A 19,544-nucleotide genomic window follows, 5' to 3' on the forward strand; every position below is an offset into this window, starting at 1 on the left:
TGCTGCCAAGTGGACCGCCATCCGTAGATCAGGTGGCGGACCTCGTCGCTAAGGGAAGGGAGCGCGGGAGCGTAACCGTCGATGACGTCGCAGCCGCGCTTGACCGATCCGAGCTTCCCTCCGACGCGCTGGAGCGCGTCGTGCGGATGCTCGCCGAGAACGGTGTGGAGGTCCTCGAGCCCCAGGGCGACGAGGAGACCACCCGCGCCGATGAGGAAGACGTAGGCAAGCGGGCGCCGACCAGTGATCTGGTCCGTATCTACCTGCGGGAGATCGGCCGGGTGCCGCTGCTGACGGCGGAAGAGGAGGTGGAGCTCGCCAAGTCGATCGAAGCCGGCCTGTTCGCGGAGGACAAGCTCGGCAACGGGGTCTCGCGTCTGGCCTTCCCTGAGTTCAGGGAGCTCGTCTGGCAAGGCACCCGGGCCAAGCAGCGCCTCATCGAGGCCAACCTGCGGCTCGTGGTGTCGATCGCGAAGCGGTACGTCGGCCGCGGCATGCTGTTCCTGGACCTGATCCAGGAGGGCAACCTCGGCCTGATCCGGGCCGTGGAGAAGTTCGACTACACCAAGGGCTACAAGTTCTCCACCTACGCCACCTGGTGGATCCGTCAGGCCATCACGCGGGCGATCGCCGACCAGGCGCGGACCATCCGCATCCCCGTGCACATGGTGGAGACGATCAACAAGCTCGTCAGGGTGCAGCGGCAGCTCCACCAGGACCTCGGCCGCGAGCCGATCCCGGAGGAGATCGCCAAGGAGATGGACCTCCCCGTCGACCGGGTCGTGGAGATCCAGCGCATCGCGCAGGAGCCGGTGTCGCTGCAGTCTCCGATCGGCGAGGAGGACTCCGACCTCGGTGACTTCATCGAGGACGCCGACGCGGTCGTGCCCATGGAGGCGGCGGCGTTCATCATGCTGCAGGACCAGCTCGACGACATCCTGGCGACCTTGTCCGACCGCGAGCAGCGCATCATCCAGCTCCGCTTCGGCCTGGCCGACGGCCATCCGCGCACGCTGGAGGAGGTGGGCAGGGAGTTCGGCGTCACCCGGGAGCGCATCCGGCAGATCGAGTCGAAGACCCTGGCCAAGCTCCGCCACCCGACGAGGGCGCAGATGCTGCGCGACTATCTGGACTGAGTGGTCACGACGGCGGGCCGGGGAGCCTCCCCGGCCCGCCGTCGTGTCACGAGCAGCCCTCGAACTGCGGCACCGCGACCGTGCCGAAGTCCAGGCCGGTGCCGCCGAACCACTCGCGCAGCAGCTTGGCGGCGGTCCCGTCCTGGTACATGTCGGTGATCGCCCGGTTGACCTCCTCACACCCGGCCACGTCTCCCCGGCGCATGCCGATGCCGGTCCGCTGCTCGTTGAACTGGGCGTTGGCCAGGCGCAGCCCGCCGCCGTCCTGCTTGGCCAGCCCGGCCAGGATGACGTCGTTGGTGGTGATGGCGTCCACCTGGTTCTGCTTCAGCGCCACCATGCACGCCTGGTAGTCGGGGAACGGCCTGACCTCCGCCGCCACCCCGCGCTCCTCGACCACCCGCTGGGCCGCGTTCGCGCCCTCCACCTCGCAGATGCGCCGGCCCCGCAGGTCGCGCACGTCCTTGATCCGGCTCTCGTCGGGCCGGATCAGGATGTCCTGGTAGGAGATGTGGTACGGGCCCGCGAACAGCACCTTCTGCTTGCGGTCCTCACTGATCGTGTACGTGGCCACGACCAGGTCGGCCTCGCCGGAGAGCACCGCGTCCTCACGCTCGGCGGCCAGCACCGGGACCAGCCGGTAGTCCTTGCCGAGCCGCCCGGCGACGTAGGCGGCCACGTCGACGTCGAAGCCCTCGAACCCGCTGCCCTTCTGGAACCCCACCGACGGCAGGTCGGGCCGGACGCCGATGACGATCTCGTCCTTGTCGAGCAGGGACCCGGGGGCGCCGGCGCCGCATCCGGCGGCCACCAGCGCGACCGCCGCGAGCATCACGATCATCAGCCGCTTCAACGGTACTCCCTCAGTCGTGGCCACACGCCCAGGGCCAGCAGCACGCCGATGCCGCCCATGGCGAACGGCAGCAGGGTCCACAGCTCGTCCAGCGCCCGCTCGCCGCGGTCGACGGCGGAGGTGAAGACGCTCTGCTTGCGCTCGGCCACCTTCACGAGCTCCTCGTCGTACTTCGCGAACGCCTGCCGCACCTCGCCGAGCCTGATCGCGACCGCCTCACCGGTGCGGCCCGTGGCCGCCCGCGCGCGCATCAGGCTGTCGGCCTCCTGGTAGCGGAGGTAGGCGTCGAGCACGGGCTCGGCGGTCGCGCCGGCGAGCTCGGGGCCCAGCATGCCCCGGAAGTCCTCCGCCCCCCGCACCGCGGTCTGGTACTTCGCCAGGCTCCCCGCCTCGACGTACATCAGCCGCTGCGACTTGTCCAGGAACCGGTGCTCGTAGGTGTCGGCCCGCTCCTTGTCCAGCAGGAAGCGGCTCTGGTCGCCCTGCATGCTGTTGCCGATGGCGCGGGCCCTGGCCAGCGTCACCACCGAGTCGAAGCCTTCGAACTTGGCCGTCCGCAGGAAGTCGATGTCCCGCTGGATCACGCTCAGCCCGGCCGCCATCGCGCCCGCGGTCGCCAGGGTGGCGCCGACGAGCGCCAGCCCGAGCACCCGGCGGAACCGCCGGGCCAGGTACACCTGCAGGTACAGCAGGCACCCGAGCGCGAGCAGCCCGGCCACGATCACCGCGGCCCGCACCAGCGGCAGCATCCCGGCCGTGTCGTCGTAGGTGCGGCGCACGATGGTGCCGCTCTCCAGCGTCAGGTTGTAGGCCTGCGGCAGCAGCACCTGGCGCATCAGGTCGGTGGCGTCCCGGTAGACCCCGAGGACCGAGGCGGGCGGGTCCCCGGCGGCGTGACTGGACTGGCTGTCGAGCAGCAGCGCCCGCGCGACCAGCTGCTCGTAGCGGCCCAGCCCGTCCAGCACGGACTGGATGGTACGGCGCTCCGCCTGGTCGTCGCCGGCCAGCTGGAACGCCTCCAGCAGCGCCAGGTTGGCGGCCGAGCGCTGCTGCTCGTACCGCGCGAGGGCCTTGGCCCTGAGTCCTCCGTCCTCGGGGCCCATCACCAGCACGTCGGCGATCAGCGCGTCCATGTCGCTCAGCCCGAAGTACAGGCCGGAGGTGGCGACCACTTGGGGGCCGGCGTCGCGGCCGATGACGCGCAGGCCGTCGCCCGCGGTGGTGCCGCCGGCGGCGACGGCGGCGAACAGCAGCGCGAGCGCCGCGGCCGCCACCCCGGTGAGCACCCGGACCCTGCCGGGCACGCTGCGCGCGGCCCGCCGCCTGACCGGAGGCGCGGCCTGGTGCGGTGCGGGCGGCGCGGGTGAGATCGGCGTCACCGTCAAGGCGTGCCCTCCCTGATCGTGATCACGGTCCACGCGCCGAGGTGGATGCGGTCGCCCGGCCCCACCGGGACCGGCACGTTCACCGTGACGGGCTTGCCGTTGACCTGGGTGCCGTTCGCCGAGCCCGGGTCGACCAGCATCCAGGTCCCGCCGGGCGTGGCCAGCAGCACCGCGTGCAGGCCCGACACGCCCGGATCGGTCGGCGGCCCGGCCAGATCGATCTCGGGCGTCAGGTCACGGCCCCTGCGGCTGCGCCCGATGCGCACCTGCTCGCCGATGAGCGGGAACGAGCGTTCCGGGCAGTACGGGGGGAAGGCCATGGCCGCGGCGTCCGGGCCGTTCTGGGCGATGACCTGGTCGTAGTAGGCGCGGTCGGCGGCGGTCACCGCCTCCCAGCGGGCCCCGGCCGCCGGGGTCTGCGCGGGCAGCGCGCCGCCGTCGAAGGAGTGGCCGCACACCTCGCAGAACTGGCCGACGCGCGGGGTGGCGCAGATCGGGCAGCTCTCCGCCGGCCGCGACCCCTGCGGCTGGGACGGCCCCGGCTGCTGCGGGGCGGGCGCGGACATCTGCGTCCCGCACACGTCGCAGTAGTCGTCGGTGCTCGACGCGTGCCCCTGCGGGCAGGTCGCCATCAGCCGCCCTCCGTCCTGCGGAGCCTGCTCGTGCGTACGGAGCCGGTGTCCAGCTCCAGTTCGTCGGCCTTGTCGACGTTCCTGACCAGCCGGGCGGTGCCCTGGACGGGATCGACCTCGACCACCTTGTCCAGCAGCCGCGCGGTGTCCTCGCGGCCCGAGTCGGCGGCGATCTTCCTGGCCCTGGCCAGGCGGGCGGTGGCGGCCTCCACGTTGCCGGCCGCGCGGTCGCTCAGGCCGTCCTGGATCAGCTGGTGCAGCTCGGCCTGGCCGGTGTAGTGGATGACCTTGGGGTTGATGCGGGTGGACTGGGCCAGGTCGTCGGTCCACTGGGCGAGCACGTTGCCCGAGGCCAGCACCTCGTCCGTGTCGGGCCGCACCAGCTTCACCCACCCGGCCCTGATCTCCTGGCCGATCTGGCCGGGGGCGACCTCCACGCACAGGTGGTACTCGCGCTCCTCCTGACCCCACGAGCCGGTCGGGTAGTCGCCGGTCATCGGGTTGACGTCGGCGCGCTTGCCGGTCAGGTCGAGCAGCGTGGGCGAGACCTGCTTGACGAACTTGAGCGTGGCGGTCTGCGGCACCCACACGCGCAGCGACAGGTCGGGCACGGTCTTGGCCATCGCCGTCTGGGTGATCCGGCGGAAGAACTCGGCCAGTTCGTGCTGGTTCCTGACGAACTCGAAGCTGCCGAGCAGCGCCTCCGACACCATGCGGAGCTGGGCGGGCACCCAGTCGGCGCCGACGCCGAGGCTGTCGCAGACGAACGTGCCGCTCCAGGCGCGCAGCACGTGCTGGAACGTCTCCTCGCGCTCGTTGTTCTGGCCGTCGGTCATGAGGATGGCGTGCCGGACCGCGTTCGGGTGCGCCGACAGCAGGTGGCCGGCCAGGTTGAGCCACTCGCCCATCGCGGTGCCGCCGCGGGCGGTCAGCCGGGAGATCGCCTGCTGCGCCTCGGCCCGGGTCGCCGGGGTGGCCCGGACCAGGCCGTGGCCGTGCGGGTAGACCACCTTGGCCGTCGAGGTGCCGGAGACCACCGCGAAGTACGCGCCGTCGCGCAGTGTCTCCACGGCCGTGGCGGCGGCCGTCCGGGCGTCACGGATCTTGCTGCCGCTCATCGAACCCGACGTGTCCACGATGATCACTTCGGCGGCCTCGGTGGCGGTCTCCGCCACGGCCTCGCCGGTGGAGCCGATCGTGAGGATGGCGTGCACCTCCCGGCCGTCCACCGGGAGGAATTTGTTCTGGTCGATCTGCAAGGTGAAAGAGGGCTGGTCACCCATGCGTGCCTCCTAGAGGGATCAAGGCGATGGTCACGTTGTCGTGGCCGCCGGAGTCGAGCGCGTGGCGCAGCATCTGGCGGGCCTGGTCGAGCGGGGTTCCCTCGGTGGGGAAGCGGTAGCCGGCGAGGTAGCGCCACAGCCCGTCGCTGCACACCAGCAGCAGGCCGGGTCCCGGCGGCGTGAAGACGCGCGTACGGGGGCGCACGTCGGGGTAGTCGGCCCCGAGCCAGGCGGTGATCTCCCCGGTGGGCGCGACGTCGTCCTCGGTGAGCAGCGTCCCCTCCCGCCGCACGCCCCCGGCGGCGGGGACGTCGGCGAGCCAGTACGCGCGGGTGTCGCCCGCCCAGCAGAGCGTGATCTCGCCGGGGCGCGCCACCGCGGCCACGTACGTACAGGCCGGGGCATGGTCGGGGGAGCCGGCGAGCTTGCCCACCGCCAGGCCGGCCAGCGCGAACGCCTCCTCATGCGGCCGCCCCCCCGCCAGCGCCGCCGCTGCCGCCGCCACAGCCGCTGCCGCCGCCTCATCAGCCCGCGGCGAACTCCCCACCCCATCACAAACCACAGCGATCGTCCCCGAACCGACCGCACCCAACGGGACCGCCCCACCTGCTGGAGTCACGCTGGGAGGAAACGTCCCTGACGGGACTGTCCCCGCCGCGCCGGAAGTGGCCGTGCCCGACGGGACCGGCCTGCCTGCTGAGGTCGCGCCGGGAGGAGGGAAAGTCCCCGCCGGGTCTGCCGGGGTCGCGCCGGGAGGCGTCCCTAGCGGGACAGCCCCCGCCGCGCGGGGCGGGAGCGTCTCTGGCGGGATTGTCCCGCCTGTTCGGGGCGGGCCGGGTGGGGGTGTTCTTGGGGCTGATGTGGTTACCGGGATGGTGGTCGCTTCTGGTGGGATCGGGTTCGGCGGGGGTGGGGTGAGCGTTAGCAGGGTTACCGCGTCCTCGTTGCGGGCGCGGCGCAGGCCGCGGTCCGTGACGGCGGCGGCGCCGTGGGGGAGGACGGACTCGGCATGGTCCCTGGCCGTGGGCTGGCGCACGCCGCAGCGTTCGCAGTAGCCCTCCGCGTCCACGGCGGCGGCGCCGCAGGACATGCAGGAGGGGGAGGCGAGCGGGTGGCCGCAGGCTTCGCAGAAGGAGTCGCCCCGGGCCACGGGCGCCTCGCACAGCGGGCACATCACAGCCACGTCCGGGGCCGGACGGTGTTGGCCAGGTCGACCAGCGCGTACCGTTCCTGCCGCGAGGACGCCGCGCCGGCGAGCTCGCGGTAGATCGACTCCAGCCGCCCCCGCACGCCCCGCTCCGTGAAGGGGGTGTCCGCAACCCGCGCGCCGGGCGCCGGCTGGTTGCCGTCGAGCCAGGTGAGCGCGGCACGCAGGATCTCGGCCGTCAGCCGCTTGCGGCGGCGCGGGTCGAGGTCGGCCAGCTTGCCGAGGCGGTCGGCGGCGGCGGTCAGCTCGCCCGGGTGCAGCGCCCGCGGGTCCCGGCGGGCGGCGGCGGCCACCAGCGCGAGCTGCGCGGCCACCCGGTGGCTGGAGGACGCCGGCACCTCGTCGAGCACCGCCGTCCGGCCCGCCCTGGCCAGCCCGAAGGCGGCGCTGACGTAGGCGTGGTCGGTCCGCCACACGCTCTCGTACCAGGGGACCGGATCGCGACCGGCGAGCTCCAGCGCGAAGCCGAGCGCGAGCTTGGGCGCCCGCTCTCCCGGCATCATCGACACGCACCGGTCGAACGACCTCACCGCGAGATCGGGGTCGCGGACGGCGAGCCCGGCCACGCCGCGGTACCAGGTGACGCGCCAGTCGCCCGGCAGGGCCCGGTCCAGGTCGTCCAGCATGTCCCGCACTCCCGCGAAGCCGTCCTCGGCCGCCAGCCTGGCCAGCGTCAGCCGGGTCTCCGGCGTCTCCGGCATGGCCCCCACCTGGGCGGCCAGCTCGTGCGGGTGGCTGCCGGCCAGCCCGGCCAGCGCCCCGGCCGCGGGGTCGGCGGGGTCGGCCAGCGGCACGGGCAGCGACGTCACCGCCGCCATCGGGTCCAGCGCGTCGAACACCCGCTGCGGGTCGTCGGACAGCGCCCTGCCCACCGCGTCCCGCTCGGGCCCGAACAGCGCGGACGGCGCCGGGTACGGCACGCCGTCCTCCAGCGCGGAGATCTCGCGCAGCACGCCGACGAGCTGCTCCTCCATCTCCTGGGCGCTGTGGAACCTGGCGGCCGGGTCCGGGTCGGTGGCGCGGCGCAGCAGCCGGGCGAACGACTCGTGGCCGCAGTCGTCCGGCAGTGGCGCGGCCACCCCGCCCCTGGTGGGGCTGAACCCGGGGACGGCGAGTGCCGCCAGGGTCCTGGCCACCGTGTAGAGGTCGGAGGCGACGGACGACGGCTGGGTGTCCAGCTCGGGCGCGTGGTAGCCGGTCGTCACCCAGGAGGACCCGGGCGGCGAGCCGGCGCGCTGCACCGCGCCCAGGTCGATGAGCTTGAGCCGCCTGCCGACCCGGATCACGTTGGCCGGCTTGAGATCGCAGTAGACCAGGTCGTGCTCGTGCAGGTAGGCGAACGCGCGCAGGATCTCACGCCCGTACATGAGCGTCTCCCGCAGCGGCAGCGGGCCCTGGCCGCGCAGCTCGTGCAGCGACTGGCCGCCGACGTACTCCATGACGATGTAGCCGAGGCCGCCGGAGCGCTGGAAGTTGAAGATCTTGACGATGTTCGGGTGGTCGACCATCGTCAGGAAGCGCCGCTCGGCCTCCGCCGCCGCGAGCGCCTCGGCGTCGGCGGTGTTGAGCAGGCCCTTCAGGACCATCCAGCGGCCGTCCAGGTTCTCGTCGGAGGCCAGGTAGATCCAGCCGAGGCCGCCGTGGGCCAGGCAGCCGAGCACCCGGTACTGGCCGCCCACCAGGTCGCCCTTGGCCAGCTTGGGGGAGAAGGAGTACGGCGTCCGGCAGTGCGGGCAGAACCCGTCGGTGCGGCCTGGCCGCCCGTCCACCGACCGGCCGACCGGCTTGCCGCAGTCGAGCTTGGCGCAGAACCGCTTGTTCTCCGGCACCTGAGGGTCGGACTGCACCGCGGTCTCGGGGTCGCGGTACGGCACGGACGGCAGATCGGCGATCTCCGCGAGCACACCGGCGCGCGACCGGCCGCTGCTCATCGGCCCCGACACGCCCCTGCTGGAGGGCCCCGTCCCGCGTACGGGCCGGGTGACGCCGGCGGGCTGCGACACGGCCGGGTGCCCCGTCCACACCCCGACCGAGCCCTCCGCCGGGCCGCTCGCCTGCGCGGCCACCGGGGGTGAGACGGCGGCGTGACCGCACAGGTCGCAGTAACCCTCGTCGATCGTGCCCGTGCAGCCAGGCTGCGCGCACGACGTCATCGCCCACCTCCGTTGATGGCCCGCTTGTACTCGTCGACGGCCGCGGCCGCCCTCGTCAGGTCGCACGGCGAGCTCCACAGCAGCAGCCGCGCCCGCTCGTACAGCCGCATCGCGGCCGGATCCTCGACCATGCCGGTGCGCGCGGCCTTGGCCTGGCAGGCGCCGAGCAGGCCGCGCAGCTCGTCACGCCTGTTCAGCAGCCCGCGCAGCGCCCGCGCCGCCGCCCCCGCCTTCGCCTCGGCCTCCACGGCCTGTCGCTCCAGCACCGTGAGCCGTCTGGCCCGCTCCAGCCACGAGTCGGCCGAGGCGTCCAACGCCGCCAGCGCGGCCTCCAGCTCAGGCACGCCGCTCCTGGGCTGCGCCTGCGGCGGCAGCGCTATCTTGACGACGACGGCGCCGTGCGCCAGCCGCGCCTCGCTCTCGGCCGCCCGTACGAGGTCGAGCGCCGCCTTCAGGTTCTCCCTGCGCGCGCCGTACTCGTCCTTGACCGTCAGCGCCTGCTCCAGGTCGGCGCGGACGTTCTCCAGGTGGCGGACCAGCGTGTCGAGCTCCTGCTTGACGTGTCCCGATCCGAGCGGGTCCGCCAGCACGGCGGCGCGCAGGCGGGTCAGGTCGGCGTCCTGGCGGGTCAGGTCGACCGGCTCGCCCAGCCGGCTGCCCAGCTCGCGCGCCCCGGCGAGCGCGGCGGCGGCCGAGTCCACCCGGGGGAGCAGCGCCGACCAGACGGAGTCGATCTCGGTGAGCGCGTCGGTGGCGAGCTGGAAGGCCGCGTCCATCCGCAGGACGGTCTCGTCCAGGGTCAGCCGCTCCTCCACCGGGGGAAGCAGGGAGCGCTGCTCGACGGGCTTGGCCGGCGCCTTCAGCAGCACCGACCGGCCCGACAGCAACGCGGTCAGCGCCTCCAGCTGCTCGCCGCCGAGCCGGGACCGCTCGGCCCTGACCTGCTCCGCGTCGCGCAGCACCCCCCGGTACGCGTCGTACAGGGACCAGAGCCTGGCCAGCGCGGCCTGCGCCTCCTCCCAGCGGAGCCGGGTCGCGTCGCGTAAGGAGGCGCCCTTGAGTAACTGGTAGGTCGTGTGCGACTCCAGATCGAGCAGGTCGCCCGAGATGCGGTCACGCTCGGCCGCCCTCGCGCGCAGCGCGTGCTCTGCGCCTTCTCTGCTCATGGGTGGGCCCTGGCTCATCACGCTCCCGATGCCATAGGGGGGACCCTGACTTGTCCCTGATTGAACCCTGTCTTACCTGCAATCCGCTTAAAGGATCTCGTACCGTTCAAGTCATGGGACGAATACTTCTGGTCATCGCAGCCATCATCGCGGCATTTATCCTGCTCGGGCCACTTGTCGGATTCATCTTCGACCTGCTCAAGTGGGCGCTCATCATCGGCGCCGTCGCGGCCGGCGTCATGCTGCTGACGAAGCGGAGCAGCGGGACGTAGCGTCCTCGGGCTTACCGGCGCATAGTGGGTGGATGGAAGCGCGGCCGGCGGTCGACGACGCCGCGCTCGGGCGCGAAGCACTGTCCGTGCTCGAGGCGAACTGGACGGGAAGCGCCACCGTGCCCGCGCCCGGCCTCTACCCGCACCAATGGAGCTGGGACTCGGCGTTCGTCGCGATCGGCCTGGCCAGGCACCGCCCCGACCGGGCCCGCGCCGAGCTGCTCGGCCTGCTGGACGGGCAGTGGGCGACCGGGATGATCCCGCACATCGTCTTCCACACGCCGGAGGCGTACTTCCCCGGCCCGGCCGTATGGCGCTCCGAGGACCACCCGGCGGCGCCCCGGGTGCTCACCTCGGGGCTGACCGCGCCGCCGCTGCACGGGCTGGCGCTGTGGTGGCTCTACCGGCACACCGGCGACGACGCCTTCGTCAGGCGGGCCTTCCCGGCCCTGGCCGCCCAGCACGCCTACCTCGCCGGCGCCCGCGACCTCGGCGGCGCGGGGCTGGCCGCGATCGTGCACCCCTGGGAGTCGGGCATGGACGACAGCCCGGCGTGGGACGGCGCGCTCGCCGCGCTCCCCGAGATCCGCTACGGCTACCGCAACGTCGACCTGGACGAGCGGCACCCCGACAGCGACCACGACCGGTACGTGTGGCTGGCGCTGCGCTACCGCAACGCCGGCTACCAGGCCGGATACCTGCGCGACGAGCACCCGTTCGCCATCGAGGACCCGCTGTTCAACGGCATCTGGCTCGCCTCGTGCCAGGCCCTGGCCGAGCTGGCCCCGATCGCGGGTGCCGACCCCGTGCCGCACGTCGAGCAGGCCGAGCGCATCAGAAGCGCCCTGCTCGACCGGCTGTGGGACGGCTGCTTCTACGCCCGCGACCTGCGCGACGAGCGTCTCGTCCGCATCTGCACCGTGGGTGGGTTCGGACCGCTGCTCGACCCCGGGCTGCCCGCCCTGCAGGTGAACACGGCCGTCGAGGTGCTGGAGTCGGCCCGGTTCATGGGCGCCACCGGCTACCCGGTGCCCAGCTGCGAGATCCGCGCCGTCCAGTTCGACCGCACCCGCTACTGGCGGGGCCCGTCCTGGGTGAACACCAACTGGCTGCTGCGCCGCGCCGCCGCCGTGCACGGCCTGGAGTCGCTCGGTCAGCAGCTCACCAACGGCACGCTGCGCCTGGTCAGGCAGGCAGGGTTCCGCGAGTGCTTCGACCCGTTCGACGGCAGCGGTCGCGGCTGCCGGGACTTCTCCTGGAGCGCGGCGCTCACCCTGGACCTGCTCGCCGACACGACCGATGACACGGTGGATACGGTGGAGAGGTGAAAGTCTTCCGTCGCCTGCCCGCTAGCGTCCGCGAGTCCCTGACCACCGAGCCGGGGGAGCGCGTGCTCGCCTTCACCCCGTCAGACGACGGCCACCTCGTGGCGACCACACTGGCGCTGTTCCTGCCCGACGGCACGAGAGTGCCGTACGAGACCATCGACAAGGCCTCGTGGGACGAGGACGGCCTGCGGCTGGTCACCGGCGACGGCACGATCCACGCCGTGCGGGTGGCAGAGCCGCGGCTGCTGCCCGAGACCCTGCGCGAGCGCGTCAACGCCACCATCGTGGTCAACAAGCACGTGGAGCTGCCCGGCCGCGGCGGGGTGCGCCTGGTGGCCAGGCGCAGACCCGGCGGCGAGGTCGTCGGCTGGAAGCTCGTGTTCGACGAGGGCCTCGACCCCGACGACCCGGGCCTTCGGGCCCAGGCCGAGCAGGCGCTCGAAGGGATGCGACGCAGCATGGGCGTGTGACGAGTCACACGCCCATGCTCCCGTCAGTAGGGAATCCCCGTCCGGTCGGCCGTGGCCGGCTCGGTGACCTTCTCGTCCGGCCACCCGGTGCCCTGGTCGGCCTTGTGCTTCTTGCCGAACGGCATCTTGTCCTGCATGGACCCGCTCATCTTCGACCGGGCCATCTCGCCTACCTTGGACGCCTTCGCGCCCATCACCCCCGCGGCCTCCTGGACCCGGGGGTCGTCGGCGACACGCTGGGCCGTTCTCTTGATCTGTTCGTACCGTTCACGTCCGGCCCGGCTGCCGAGCACGTACCCGACGGCCAGTCCCATAACGAATGGCATTCGATACCGCATATTGCACCTCCGCTCTCACGGCACTACCCGGATCACGATGCGACACGCACTCCAGGAGTGCGCTAATCTATTCCTGCGCACGACGGGCGGCCCGACAGGCCCTCCGATCAGCGCGGATCCGATCGATCCCGCGTAGCTCAACGGCAGAGCAGCCGGCTGTTAACCGGCAGGTTAGAGGTTCGAGTCCTCTCGCGGGAGCTTCGGCAAGACGCCATCAGGCCCCTCTCCTGGATCAAGGGAGAGGGGCCTGAGTCGTTCCCGGAGCCACTAGCCCGATGAGATCGGCGATGGATCGGCATGCCGGGCATAGGATCCCCCGCCCCGTCGAGGAGCGAGGAATCCGTGTCGGTATGTCACTCCCTCCGACTCAGGGGGTGCAGATGATGTTGAGGCATTGGGCGGGGTTGCCGTTGCCGCTGGCCCGGTTGCCGCCACCGTCGGTGACCCCTCGTTCGGCTCGAATGCCGAACTCGTCGTTGTTACGTGCGCGGTTGTCCCTGATCACGGTGGCCGCATCGGTCGCGCGGACGTTGATGCCGTTCTCCCCGTTTCGGCCATTGCCGTTGGCGTCGTTGTCGTCGATGCGCGTGGCGGTCGCACTGGCCGCGACGTCGATGCCGTCGTCCCGGTTGTTCACCGCGCTGTTGCGGTACAGCACGGTCCGTCTGCTTGCTGTGACGGCGATCCCGTCGCTGCCGTTGTTGAGGGCGGCGCTGTGCTCGACGCGCGCGTTGGTGACGAGCTCGAGGAAAATCCCAAAACGAGAGTTTTCGGTGGCGGCGCTTTCGCTGATGTGCGGGCGGTCCACGTTCCTGGCGGAAATCCCGGCGCCGCCGTTCTCGGTGGCGAGGATGCGCTGGACGCGGTTGCGGTCGGCCCCATTCCCGAGAGTGATTCCACCCCCGAAGTCGGTGACGGTGCCGTTCTTGATGGTCACCCCGAAGTGACCGGTGCGGGACAATCCCTCCGGGGTGTTGTCGATCCCGCTGAAGGGCAGCGCGCCCCCGCTGCCGTCGATGGTGTGGCCGTTGAGGTCGATGGTGATCCTGGACGCGCCGACTTCGAGTCCATTGCCGCGGCAGTTGTGCAGGTCGTTGGCGAGCTTGATGGATCTGGTGATGACCTGTCCGCAGGTCACGGTGGTCTCGCCTCTGTGGTGGCCGTCCTGCGCCGCCCAAGCGGCCATCGGCAGGGCGCAGGCGAGCAGAATGCCCCCCAGGCCGCCGACGAGCAGAGTTTTTGCATACATGAGATTCCCCCATAAGGACACAGATTAGTTCTGTGGCACAAATATCCTCCCACTGGGGCGAAGGGCTCAAACTCTGGATGATTTGCACAGAATTACGAGCCAGAGGAACGTAACGGCTTTAATTATCACAATAGAAATAATGTACGCTATATCGCTTCTAACAGAACAAATAGGGCATATGCGCCTCACGCCACCCACTTTCCTGTTTTGCCGGACAGAACCGGTACCGACGGGTCAGGATGAAAGCTGCCGCGGACAAGCCGTCACGGCGGTGCGGAGAGGGCGCCGCCACCAGGACGTACTGCCGGCCCGGAACCGGCGGGGCGATCCGTGACCGGAAAAGTGCTGGTTACTGCGTTGCCTACCTGGATCAGAACGCTGCGACCCTTCGACGCCCTGCCCGTACCGACCCTCATCGAGCGCACCACCGACCATCGCGAGGCCGAGCGCTTCGTCAGGCTCTTCCACGAGGAGCACCCGGAAGCCGGCGACCCGGCCGCGCGGCTGCGGGACGTGGCCAGGGAGATCGCCCGGCGCGGCTCGTACACGCACACCTCCGAGGAGCTGGAGTTCGGCGCCCGGGTGGCCTGGCGCAACAGCAACCGCTGCATCGGCCGGCTGTACTGGAAGTCGCTGAGGGTGCGTGACCGCCGCCGGACCACCAGTGCCGAAGGGGTGGCCCTGGAGTGCGTGGAGCACCTGCGGGAGGCCACCAACGGGGGCAAGATCAGGCCGGTCATCACCGTGTTCCCGCCCGACCTGCCCGCCCGCCGGGCGCCCCGGGTGCTGAACGACCAGCTGATCCGCTACGCCGGATACCGCGAACCCGGCGGGTCCGTCGTCGGCGATCCCCGCCACGTCGGCCTCACCGAGCTGGCGACCTCGCTGGGCTGGCGGGGCGGGGGAGGCCGGTTCGACGTGCTGCCCCTGGTGATCCAGCCGGGGATGGGCGAGCCCCTGCTGTGCAACGTGCCGGGCGACGTGGTGCTGGAGGTGCCGATCGAGCATCCGGAGTTCCCCTGGTTCGCCGAGCTGGGGCTGCGCTGGCACGCCGTGCCGGCGATCTCCGGCATGTGCCTGGAGATCGGCGGCGTGTGTTACCCGTGCGCGCCGTTCAACGGCTGGTACATGGGGGCGGAGATCGGCGCCCGCAACCTGGCCGACGCCGACCGCTACGACCAGCTGCCCGTGGTGGCCGCGCGGCTCGGGCTGGACGTCTCGTCCGAGCGGTCGCTCTGGCGTGACCACGCGCTGGTGGAGCTGAACGTGGCGGTGCTGCACTCGTTCGAGAAGGCCGGGGTGACGATGACCGACCACCACACCGAGTCCCGCCGGTTCCTCACCCACCTGGCCAGGGAGGAGAAGGCGGGGCGGGTCTGCCCGGCCGACTGGTCCTGGATCGTGCCGCCGATCTCGGGCGGCGTCACCCCCGTCTTCCACCGCTACTACGACAACCCCCTGCTCACGCCGAACTTCGTGGCTCGTCACTGATGGGCGTTGCACCCCGCTCTAGAACATGTTTCTGTTGGCCCATGGCAGAACTCGTACTCTCCTCGCTCGACCGAGGCGTGCTCACGCTCACCTTCAACCGCCCGGACCGGCTCAACGCCTGGACCGACGCCCTCGGCCGCCGCTACTTCGACCTGCTGGCGGAGGCGGAGAAGGACCCGCGGGTGCGCGCCGTCGTCGTCACGGGAGCCGGCCGGGGCTTCTGCGCGGGGGCCGACTTCGAGGCGCTGGCGTCGATCCAGCAGGGCACCTACGAAGGGGAGCCGGACCCACGGCCCAACACCTTCCCCGTCACGATCGCCAAGCCGGTGATCGCGGCGGTCAACGGCGCCTGCGCCGGGCTCGGGCTGGTCCACGCGCTCATGTGCGACCTGGTGTTCACCGCCGAGGACGCCAAGTGGACCACCGCCTTCGCGCGCCGCGGCCTGGTGGCCGAGTACGGGCTGGGATGGGTGCTGCCGCGGATCATGGGGCAGCAGCGGGCCATGGACGTGCTGCTGTCGGGCCGGACGTTCACCGGGCGCGAGGCGTGCGAGATGGGCCTGGCCCTGCGGGCGGTGCCCGGGGACCGGCTGCTGGAGGAGGCGCGGGCGTACGCGGGGGAGCTGGCCGCCCTCAGCTCCCCGGCCTCGATGGCGGTGATCAAACGGCAGGTGTGGGGCGACTGGGTGACGACGCTGGACGAGTCGTACCAGCGGGCGACGGAGGAGATGCTGGCGTCGTTCGGCCGTCCGGACTTCGCCGAGGGCGTCGCCAGCTTCGTGGAGCGCCGCGACCCCGACTTCCCCTCCCTCTGACCCGGCGCACCCCGGGGGCCCGCGGCGTCAGGTGAGGGGGTGGGCGCCGGGGGCCGGGGTGGCAGGGAGGAAGCGGGGCGGCTGCCAGGAACGCTCCTCGTAGGCCGAGGACACCGCCTGCCGGACCGTGTCCAGCCGGTCCTCGGCCACCAGGGCGATGGCCGAGCCGCCGAAGCCGCCGCCCGTCATGCGGGCGCCCCGCGCCCCGCCGCGCACGGCCGCCTCCACCGCGACGTCCAGCTCGGGCGACGACACCTCGTACTTGTCGCGCAGCGACAGGTGGGAGGCGTTGAGCAGGGCGCCGATCTCCGCGGGCCGGCCGGCGCGCAGCAGGCCCACGACCGCCTCCACCCGGTGGCTCTCGGTCACCACGTGCTCGACCCGCTTGCGCTCCTCGCCCCGCAGCCGGGCCAGCGCCGCGCCCAGGTCGGTCACGTCCCGCAGCGCGTCGACGCCGAGCGTGCGGGCGGCGGACTCGCACTCGGCCCGCCGCTTGGCGTACTCGCCGCCCGCGTGCTCGTGGTGCACCCGGGTGTCGATGATCAGGATGCGCAGCCCGTGGGCGGCCAGGTCGAGCGGGACGTTGCGGGAGCCGAGGGTGCGGCAGTCGAGGAACAGCGCGTGGCCCTCCCGGCACAGCGCCGAGGCGGCCTGGTCCATGATGCCGCACGGCATGCCGACGAAGTCGTTCTCGGCCCGCTGGCCGAGCAGCGCCACCTCCATCGGAGTCATGCCGAGGCCGTGCAGCTCGTTGAGCGCGGAGGCCACCGACACCTCCAGCGCGGCGCTGGAGCTGAGCCCGGCGCCCTGGGGGACGTCCCCGTCGACGGCGATGTCGGCGCCGCGCACCCGGTCGCCCAGCATGGCGAGGACGCCGACCACGTAGCGGGTCCAGCCCCGGGCGTCGTCGCGGGCCGCGAGGACCAGGGGCTCGGGCGAGGGCGCCTGCAGCGACAGCAGGCGGATCGTCTGGTCGTCGCGCGGGCTGACCGCCGCGGTGACGCCCCACGGGACCGCGAACGGCAGCACGAAGCCGTCGTTGTAGTCGGTGTGCTCGCCGATCAGGTTGACCCGGCCGGGCGCGCGCCAGACGGTCGCCGGCTCGGCGCCGAAAGCGGCACGGAAAGCTTCAACAACCCGCATATTCCAACACCCTTCAACAAGGACCCGACCGTAGACTAGCGGCACGAGCGGTACGAGCGGCACCAGGAGGAGCGTGGAGGAGCTGCTGGATCCCGCGCTCGGTTCGGTGCGGGTCTTTCTCATGCACGACGACAACAAGGCGCGCAAGCTCCGCCACAACCTGGGCCACCCGCGCGTGCTCACCTTCGGCGGCGCCTACTCCAACCACATCAGGGCGGTGGCGGCCGCCGGGCGCCGCCACGGGTTCGAGACCGTCGGCGTGATCCGCGGCGAGGAGCGCCTCCCGCTGAACCCGTCACTGGCCTACGCCGTCGCCTGCGGGATGCGGCTCGACTACCTCGACCGCGACTCGTACCGGCGCAAGGACACCCCCGAGGTGGTGGCGCGGCTGCGCGAGCGCTGGGGCGACGTGGCGATCCTGCCCGAGGGCGGCAGCAACGCCGCCGCCGTCCGCGGCTGCGCCGAGCTGCCCGCCGACATCCCGGTCCCGTACGACGTGGTCTGCTGCCCGGTCGGGACCGGGGGCACGCTCGCCGGCATCGCGGCCGGGCTGCCCGAGGGCAAGCGGGCCCTCGGGTTCGCCGTGCTCAAGGGGGCCGCGTTCCTCGCCGGCGAGGTGGCGAGGCTGCAGCGCGAGGCGTACGGGCGAGTATGGGACAACTGGGCGATCGACCTCGGCCACCACTTCGGCGGCTACGCCCGCACCACGCCGGAGCTCACCGCGTTCGCCGCCGAGCACCGGGTGGAGCGGGTCTACGTCGCCAAGATGCTGCTCGGCATCGTGGGCCTGGCCCGCCGCGGCGTCTTCCCCGCCGGCGCCCGCGTCGTCGCCGTGGTCACCGGTCAGCCCTCGACCCCGGTGGCCGCGTGGGGCGCGCCGACCGGCTTCGACTCGGGCGAGCCGCGCTGACGCAGGTAGATCGAGAGCACCACCATCGACAGCACGGCGAGCAGCTCCGACTGCCAGTTCTGCAGGCTGCGGTTCCAGAAGTCGGGCGAGGTCACGTACGAGCCCCAGCCGACCGGGTCACGCAGGTCGGTCAGCCGCTCCGCGTTGTACGACGCCAGCCCCGCCACCGACTGCGCCCCCCACGACAGCAGGAAGATCGAGCCCATCACCAGGCCCAGCGAGTTGCTGTAGAGCCACAGGCGCGCCCCCTTCGCCCTGGCCCAGGCGGGCGAGCCGGGACCGGCGTATCGGCCGATCAGCTGCTGCTCGTCGGACTCGGCGCCCGCCTGGCCGGGCTCCTTCGACTCCGGCGAGCCCCGCTGGACCAGCCAGACGGTGAGCATGATGAACATGAAGAACTGCAGGTACTCCGACTGCCAGTTCTCCGCGACGTCCACCGCGTAGTCGGAGGAGAACACGTACCGCAGGAAGGAGACCGGCTCGCCGCCGTCGACGAGCTGCCGCTCGTTGTAGTCCAGCATCCCGGCCAGGGCCTGCCCGGCCAGGCAGACGAGGAACAGGACGAGGAAGGCCGCGGACAGCGCGTTGTCCTTGAACCGCCTCAAAGGTGGGACCATCCGATCGCGTAGAAGAAGGCCAGCCCGGACACGATGACGAGCAGGGTGAGCGTGAACATCACCTTCATCAGTTCTCCACCTCGCACTCGTACGGGAGGTCGCGGACCGGCGCGCAGCCCGCGGCGACGACCCGCCAGCCGTCGGCGAAGTGGTGCAGGAACAGGGTGTCGCCCTCCAGGCGCACCTGCGCCTCGTCACCCCAGACGCTGACCTCGGTGACGCCGCCGCCCGGCCCGAGCGCCAGCTCGCGCAGCGCGTCGGCGCACGTCTGACCGGGATCGGGCAGCTTGTCGGCCGTCTTGGGGGCGAGCAGGCCGCAGGCCGCCTCCAGTTGGCGGTCGGCGAGTGCGGCGTGGAAGCGCTCCGCGGCCCTGGAGGGCCCGGCGGTGTCGGCGACACAGCCGGTGGCGAGCACCGCGAGCATCACACCCACGACGAGTCTCATGACCGTGGGCTACCCGGAAGACCATCCGGCATGCTCAGGGGCCGAGCTGCTCCAGGATCGGCGCGACCAGCGCGTTCAGCTCGCGGGCGAGCACCGTCACGGCCCGCCGGGCGCTCTGCTCCACCTCGTCGTGCGGGCCCTCGGGCTCCGGCGGCAGGTCGTCGAGCGGCACCGGCGCCTCGACGAGCAGGCTCGCCCGCAGGAACGGGTGGCGGGCCAGGTCGGACTGCGAGGGCTCGACGTACTGGCCGAACGTCTCCTGCCAGCCGAGCCAGCCGCGGTCGCGCCACCAGGCGCGCGAGCGGGTCAGCTCCGCGGGCGGCGGCGAGACGAGCCTGATGCGCGCGTTGAGCGTGCCGTCCCAGGTGTTGCGGACGCAGGCCGCCTCCAGCACCCGCCGGTCCCAGCGCACGTAGCCGGGCGACAGCGACGGCGGCGTGGCCAGCTCCCAGGCCGCGCACGCGAAGCGCACCGGCGCGATGTCGCCCCACTCGAACGCGTCGAGGTTCTTGCGCACGTGCACGGCGTAGCGCCCGTCACGGTCCCTGTCGAACTCCTGGTCGATCCAGAACGCCTTGCCCATGAGCTCTACCGTACGGCGCGGGCCGGGCGCCGAGTATCACCGAATGGCCTGTGACGCAGGTGACAGAT

The 19,544-nt window shown here is 72.1% G+C and carries 20 protein-coding genes and 1 tRNA gene; 8 read left to right on the forward strand and 13 right to left on the reverse strand.

Annotated features, from left to right (window positions below; genetic code table 11):
• Positions 1-32: 32 nt before the first annotated feature.
• The gene (gene rpoD, locus ABD999_RS15080; protein ID WP_372452512.1) at positions 33-1,136 is read left to right on the forward strand and encodes an RNA polymerase sigma factor RpoD; all 1,104 of its coding nucleotides are present in this window, start codon (positions 33-35) and stop codon (positions 1,134-1,136) included.
• Positions 1,137-1,182: 46 nt separating this feature from the next.
• On the opposite strand, the gene ABD999_RS15085 is transcribed toward rpoD, so the two are convergent.
• From ABD999_RS15085 to ABD999_RS15115, 7 genes are read right to left on the reverse strand one after another with little or no spacing between them, the layout of a single operon-like run.
• Complete coding sequence (locus tag ABD999_RS15085; RefSeq protein WP_271275716.1) at positions 1,183-1,989, reverse strand: transporter substrate-binding domain-containing protein; 807 nt, start codon at positions 1,987-1,989, stop codon at positions 1,183-1,185.
• Positions 1,986-3,374, reverse strand: a complete 1,389-nt coding sequence (locus tag ABD999_RS15090; RefSeq protein WP_271275715.1) for a hypothetical protein — start codon at positions 3,372-3,374, stop codon at positions 1,986-1,988. The genes ABD999_RS15085 and ABD999_RS15090 overlap by 4 nt, the downstream gene beginning before the upstream one ends.
• Positions 3,371-4,006 carry an FHA domain-containing protein gene (locus tag ABD999_RS15095; protein ID WP_271275714.1) on the reverse strand — a complete coding sequence of 212 codons (636 nt, stop codon included), beginning with the start codon at positions 4,004-4,006 and terminating at the stop codon, positions 3,371-3,373. Before ABD999_RS15095 ends, ABD999_RS15090 begins: the two co-directional genes overlap by 4 nt.
• Positions 4,006-5,289: a vWA domain-containing protein gene (locus ABD999_RS15100; RefSeq protein WP_271275713.1), complete on the reverse strand. Its 1,284-nt coding sequence runs from the start codon at positions 5,287-5,289 to the stop codon at positions 4,006-4,008. Before ABD999_RS15100 ends, ABD999_RS15095 begins: the two co-directional genes overlap by 1 nt.
• Positions 5,282-6,463: a PP2C family protein-serine/threonine phosphatase gene (locus tag ABD999_RS15105; protein ID WP_345482779.1), complete on the reverse strand. Its 1,182-nt coding sequence runs from the start codon at positions 6,461-6,463 to the stop codon at positions 5,282-5,284. The genes ABD999_RS15100 and ABD999_RS15105 overlap by 8 nt, the downstream gene beginning before the upstream one ends.
• Positions 6,463-8,649 carry a serine/threonine-protein kinase gene (locus tag ABD999_RS15110; RefSeq protein ID WP_271275712.1) on the reverse strand — a complete coding sequence of 729 codons (2,187 nt, stop codon included), beginning with the start codon at positions 8,647-8,649 and terminating at the stop codon, positions 6,463-6,465. Before ABD999_RS15110 ends, ABD999_RS15105 begins: the two co-directional genes overlap by 1 nt.
• The gene (locus tag ABD999_RS15115) at positions 8,646-9,815 is read right to left on the reverse strand and encodes a hypothetical protein (RefSeq protein WP_271275711.1); all 1,170 of its coding nucleotides are present in this window, start codon (positions 9,813-9,815) and stop codon (positions 8,646-8,648) included. The genes ABD999_RS15110 and ABD999_RS15115 overlap by 4 nt, the downstream gene beginning before the upstream one ends.
• 113 nt (positions 9,816-9,928) lie before the next feature.
• Between ABD999_RS15115 and ABD999_RS15120 the strand changes: the two genes are divergently transcribed.
• Genes ABD999_RS15120 through ABD999_RS15130 form a run of 3 tightly spaced genes read left to right on the forward strand, consistent with a single transcriptional unit; the run spans position 9,929 to position 11,885 of the window.
• Positions 9,929-10,087: a hypothetical protein gene (locus ABD999_RS15120; RefSeq protein WP_187281303.1), complete on the forward strand. Its 159-nt coding sequence runs from the start codon at positions 9,929-9,931 to the stop codon at positions 10,085-10,087.
• A gap of 32 nt (positions 10,088-10,119) precedes the next feature.
• Positions 10,120-11,415: an amylo-alpha-1,6-glucosidase gene (locus ABD999_RS15125; RefSeq protein WP_148033335.1), complete on the forward strand. Its 1,296-nt coding sequence runs from the start codon at positions 10,120-10,122 to the stop codon at positions 11,413-11,415.
• Positions 11,412-11,885 (forward strand): hypothetical protein, encoded by a 474-nt coding sequence (locus ABD999_RS15130; RefSeq protein WP_219548479.1) that lies wholly within the window; start codon positions 11,412-11,414, stop codon positions 11,883-11,885. The genes ABD999_RS15125 and ABD999_RS15130 overlap by 4 nt, the downstream gene beginning before the upstream one ends.
• Positions 11,886-11,908: 23 nt before the next feature.
• Here ABD999_RS15130 and ABD999_RS15135 read toward each other — a convergent pair whose 3' ends face one another.
• Positions 11,909-12,223 carry a YtxH domain-containing protein gene (locus ABD999_RS15135; RefSeq protein ID WP_219548481.1) on the reverse strand — a complete coding sequence of 105 codons (315 nt, stop codon included), beginning with the start codon at positions 12,221-12,223 and terminating at the stop codon, positions 11,909-11,911.
• 126 nt (positions 12,224-12,349) lie between these two features.
• Between ABD999_RS15135 and ABD999_RS15140 the strand changes: the two genes are divergently transcribed.
• A tRNA-Asn gene (locus ABD999_RS15140) sits at positions 12,350-12,421 on the forward strand.
• A 169-nt stretch (positions 12,422-12,590) separates the two neighbouring features.
• On the opposite strand, the gene ABD999_RS15145 is transcribed toward ABD999_RS15140, so the two are convergent.
• Complete coding sequence (locus ABD999_RS15145; protein WP_271275710.1) at positions 12,591-13,472, reverse strand: right-handed parallel beta-helix repeat-containing protein; 882 nt, start codon at positions 13,470-13,472, stop codon at positions 12,591-12,593.
• A 357-nt stretch (positions 13,473-13,829) separates the two neighbouring features.
• Between ABD999_RS15145 and ABD999_RS15150 the strand changes: the two genes are divergently transcribed.
• Together ABD999_RS15150 and ABD999_RS15155 are read left to right on the forward strand one after the other, a co-directional pair.
• Complete coding sequence (locus ABD999_RS15150) at positions 13,830-14,963, forward strand: nitric oxide synthase oxygenase (RefSeq protein ID WP_271275709.1); 1,134 nt, start codon at positions 13,830-13,832, stop codon at positions 14,961-14,963.
• 41 nt (positions 14,964-15,004) lie between these two features.
• Positions 15,005-15,778: an enoyl-CoA hydratase-related protein gene (locus ABD999_RS15155; RefSeq protein ID WP_148033330.1), complete on the forward strand. Its 774-nt coding sequence runs from the start codon at positions 15,005-15,007 to the stop codon at positions 15,776-15,778.
• A gap of 27 nt (positions 15,779-15,805) precedes the next feature.
• Here ABD999_RS15155 and galK read toward each other — a convergent pair whose 3' ends face one another.
• Entirely contained in the window at positions 15,806-16,921 is a 1,116-nt protein-coding gene (gene galK / locus ABD999_RS15160) for a galactokinase (RefSeq protein ID WP_271275708.1), read from the reverse strand.
• Positions 16,922-16,994: 73 nt separating this feature from the next.
• On the opposite strand from galK, the gene ABD999_RS15165 reads away from it, so the two are divergent.
• Entirely contained in the window at positions 16,995-17,831 is an 837-nt protein-coding gene (locus tag ABD999_RS15165) for a 1-aminocyclopropane-1-carboxylate deaminase/D-cysteine desulfhydrase (RefSeq protein ID WP_222709056.1), read from the forward strand.
• Here ABD999_RS15165 and ABD999_RS15170 read toward each other — a convergent pair.
• The 3 genes from ABD999_RS15170 to ABD999_RS15180 form a co-directional block, all read right to left on the reverse strand.
• On the reverse strand, positions 17,765-18,436 hold the full coding sequence (locus ABD999_RS15170) for a DUF6766 family protein (protein WP_148033328.1): 672 nt from the start codon (positions 18,434-18,436) through the stop codon (positions 17,765-17,767). The genes ABD999_RS15165 and ABD999_RS15170 overlap by 67 nt on opposite strands.
• 79 nt (positions 18,437-18,515) lie before the next feature.
• Positions 18,516-18,893, reverse strand: coding sequence for a hypothetical protein (locus ABD999_RS15175; protein WP_271275707.1), 378 nt, complete (start codon positions 18,891-18,893; stop codon positions 18,516-18,518).
• Positions 18,894-18,927: 34 nt separating this feature from the next.
• Complete coding sequence (locus ABD999_RS15180) at positions 18,928-19,476, reverse strand: hypothetical protein (protein WP_148033326.1); 549 nt, start codon at positions 19,474-19,476, stop codon at positions 18,928-18,930.
• Positions 19,477-19,544: the final 68 nt, after the last annotated feature.

This window comes from Nonomuraea ferruginea (assembly GCF_039540635.1).
Lineage (GTDB): Bacteria > Actinomycetota > Actinomycetes > Streptosporangiales > Streptosporangiaceae > Nonomuraea > Nonomuraea ferruginea.

Bases quoted from the DNA above. Each gene is read 5' to 3' on its own strand.
- ABD999_RS15110 (WP_271275712.1), bottom strand. From the start codon at position 8,649: ATGACGTCGTGCGCGCAGCCTGGCTGCACGGGCACGATCGACGAGGGT.
- ABD999_RS15105 (WP_345482779.1), bottom strand. From the start codon at position 6,463: ATGTGCCCGCTGTGCGAGGCGCCCGTGGCCCGGGGCGACTCCTTCTGC.
- ABD999_RS15120 (WP_187281303.1), top strand. From the start codon at position 9,929: ATGGGACGAATACTTCTGGTCATCGCAGCCATCATCGCGGCATTTATC.
- galK (WP_271275708.1), bottom strand. From the start codon at position 16,921: ATGCGGGTTGTTGAAGCTTTCCGTGCCGCTTTCGGCGCCGAGCCGGCG.
- ABD999_RS15175 (WP_271275707.1), bottom strand. From the start codon at position 18,893: ATGAGACTCGTCGTGGGTGTGATGCTCGCGGTGCTCGCCACCGGCTGT.
- ABD999_RS15095 (WP_271275714.1), bottom strand. From the start codon at position 4,006: ATGGCGACCTGCCCGCAGGGGCACGCGTCGAGCACCGACGACTACTGC.
- ABD999_RS15180 (WP_148033326.1), bottom strand. From the start codon at position 19,476: ATGGGCAAGGCGTTCTGGATCGACCAGGAGTTCGACAGGGACCGTGAC.
- ABD999_RS15100 (WP_271275713.1), bottom strand. From the start codon at position 5,289: ATGGGTGACCAGCCCTCTTTCACCTTGCAGATCGACCAGAACAAATTC.
- ABD999_RS15115 (WP_271275711.1), bottom strand. From the start codon at position 9,815: ATGAGCAGAGAAGGCGCAGAGCACGCGCTGCGCGCGAGGGCGGCCGAG.
- ABD999_RS15155 (WP_148033330.1), top strand. From the start codon at position 15,005: ATGGCAGAACTCGTACTCTCCTCGCTCGACCGAGGCGTGCTCACGCTC.
- ABD999_RS15125 (WP_148033335.1), top strand. From the start codon at position 10,120: ATGGAAGCGCGGCCGGCGGTCGACGACGCCGCGCTCGGGCGCGAAGCA.
- ABD999_RS15135 (WP_219548481.1), bottom strand. From the start codon at position 12,223: ATGCGGTATCGAATGCCATTCGTTATGGGACTGGCCGTCGGGTACGTG.
- ABD999_RS15145 (WP_271275710.1), bottom strand. From the start codon at position 13,472: ATGTATGCAAAAACTCTGCTCGTCGGCGGCCTGGGGGGCATTCTGCTC.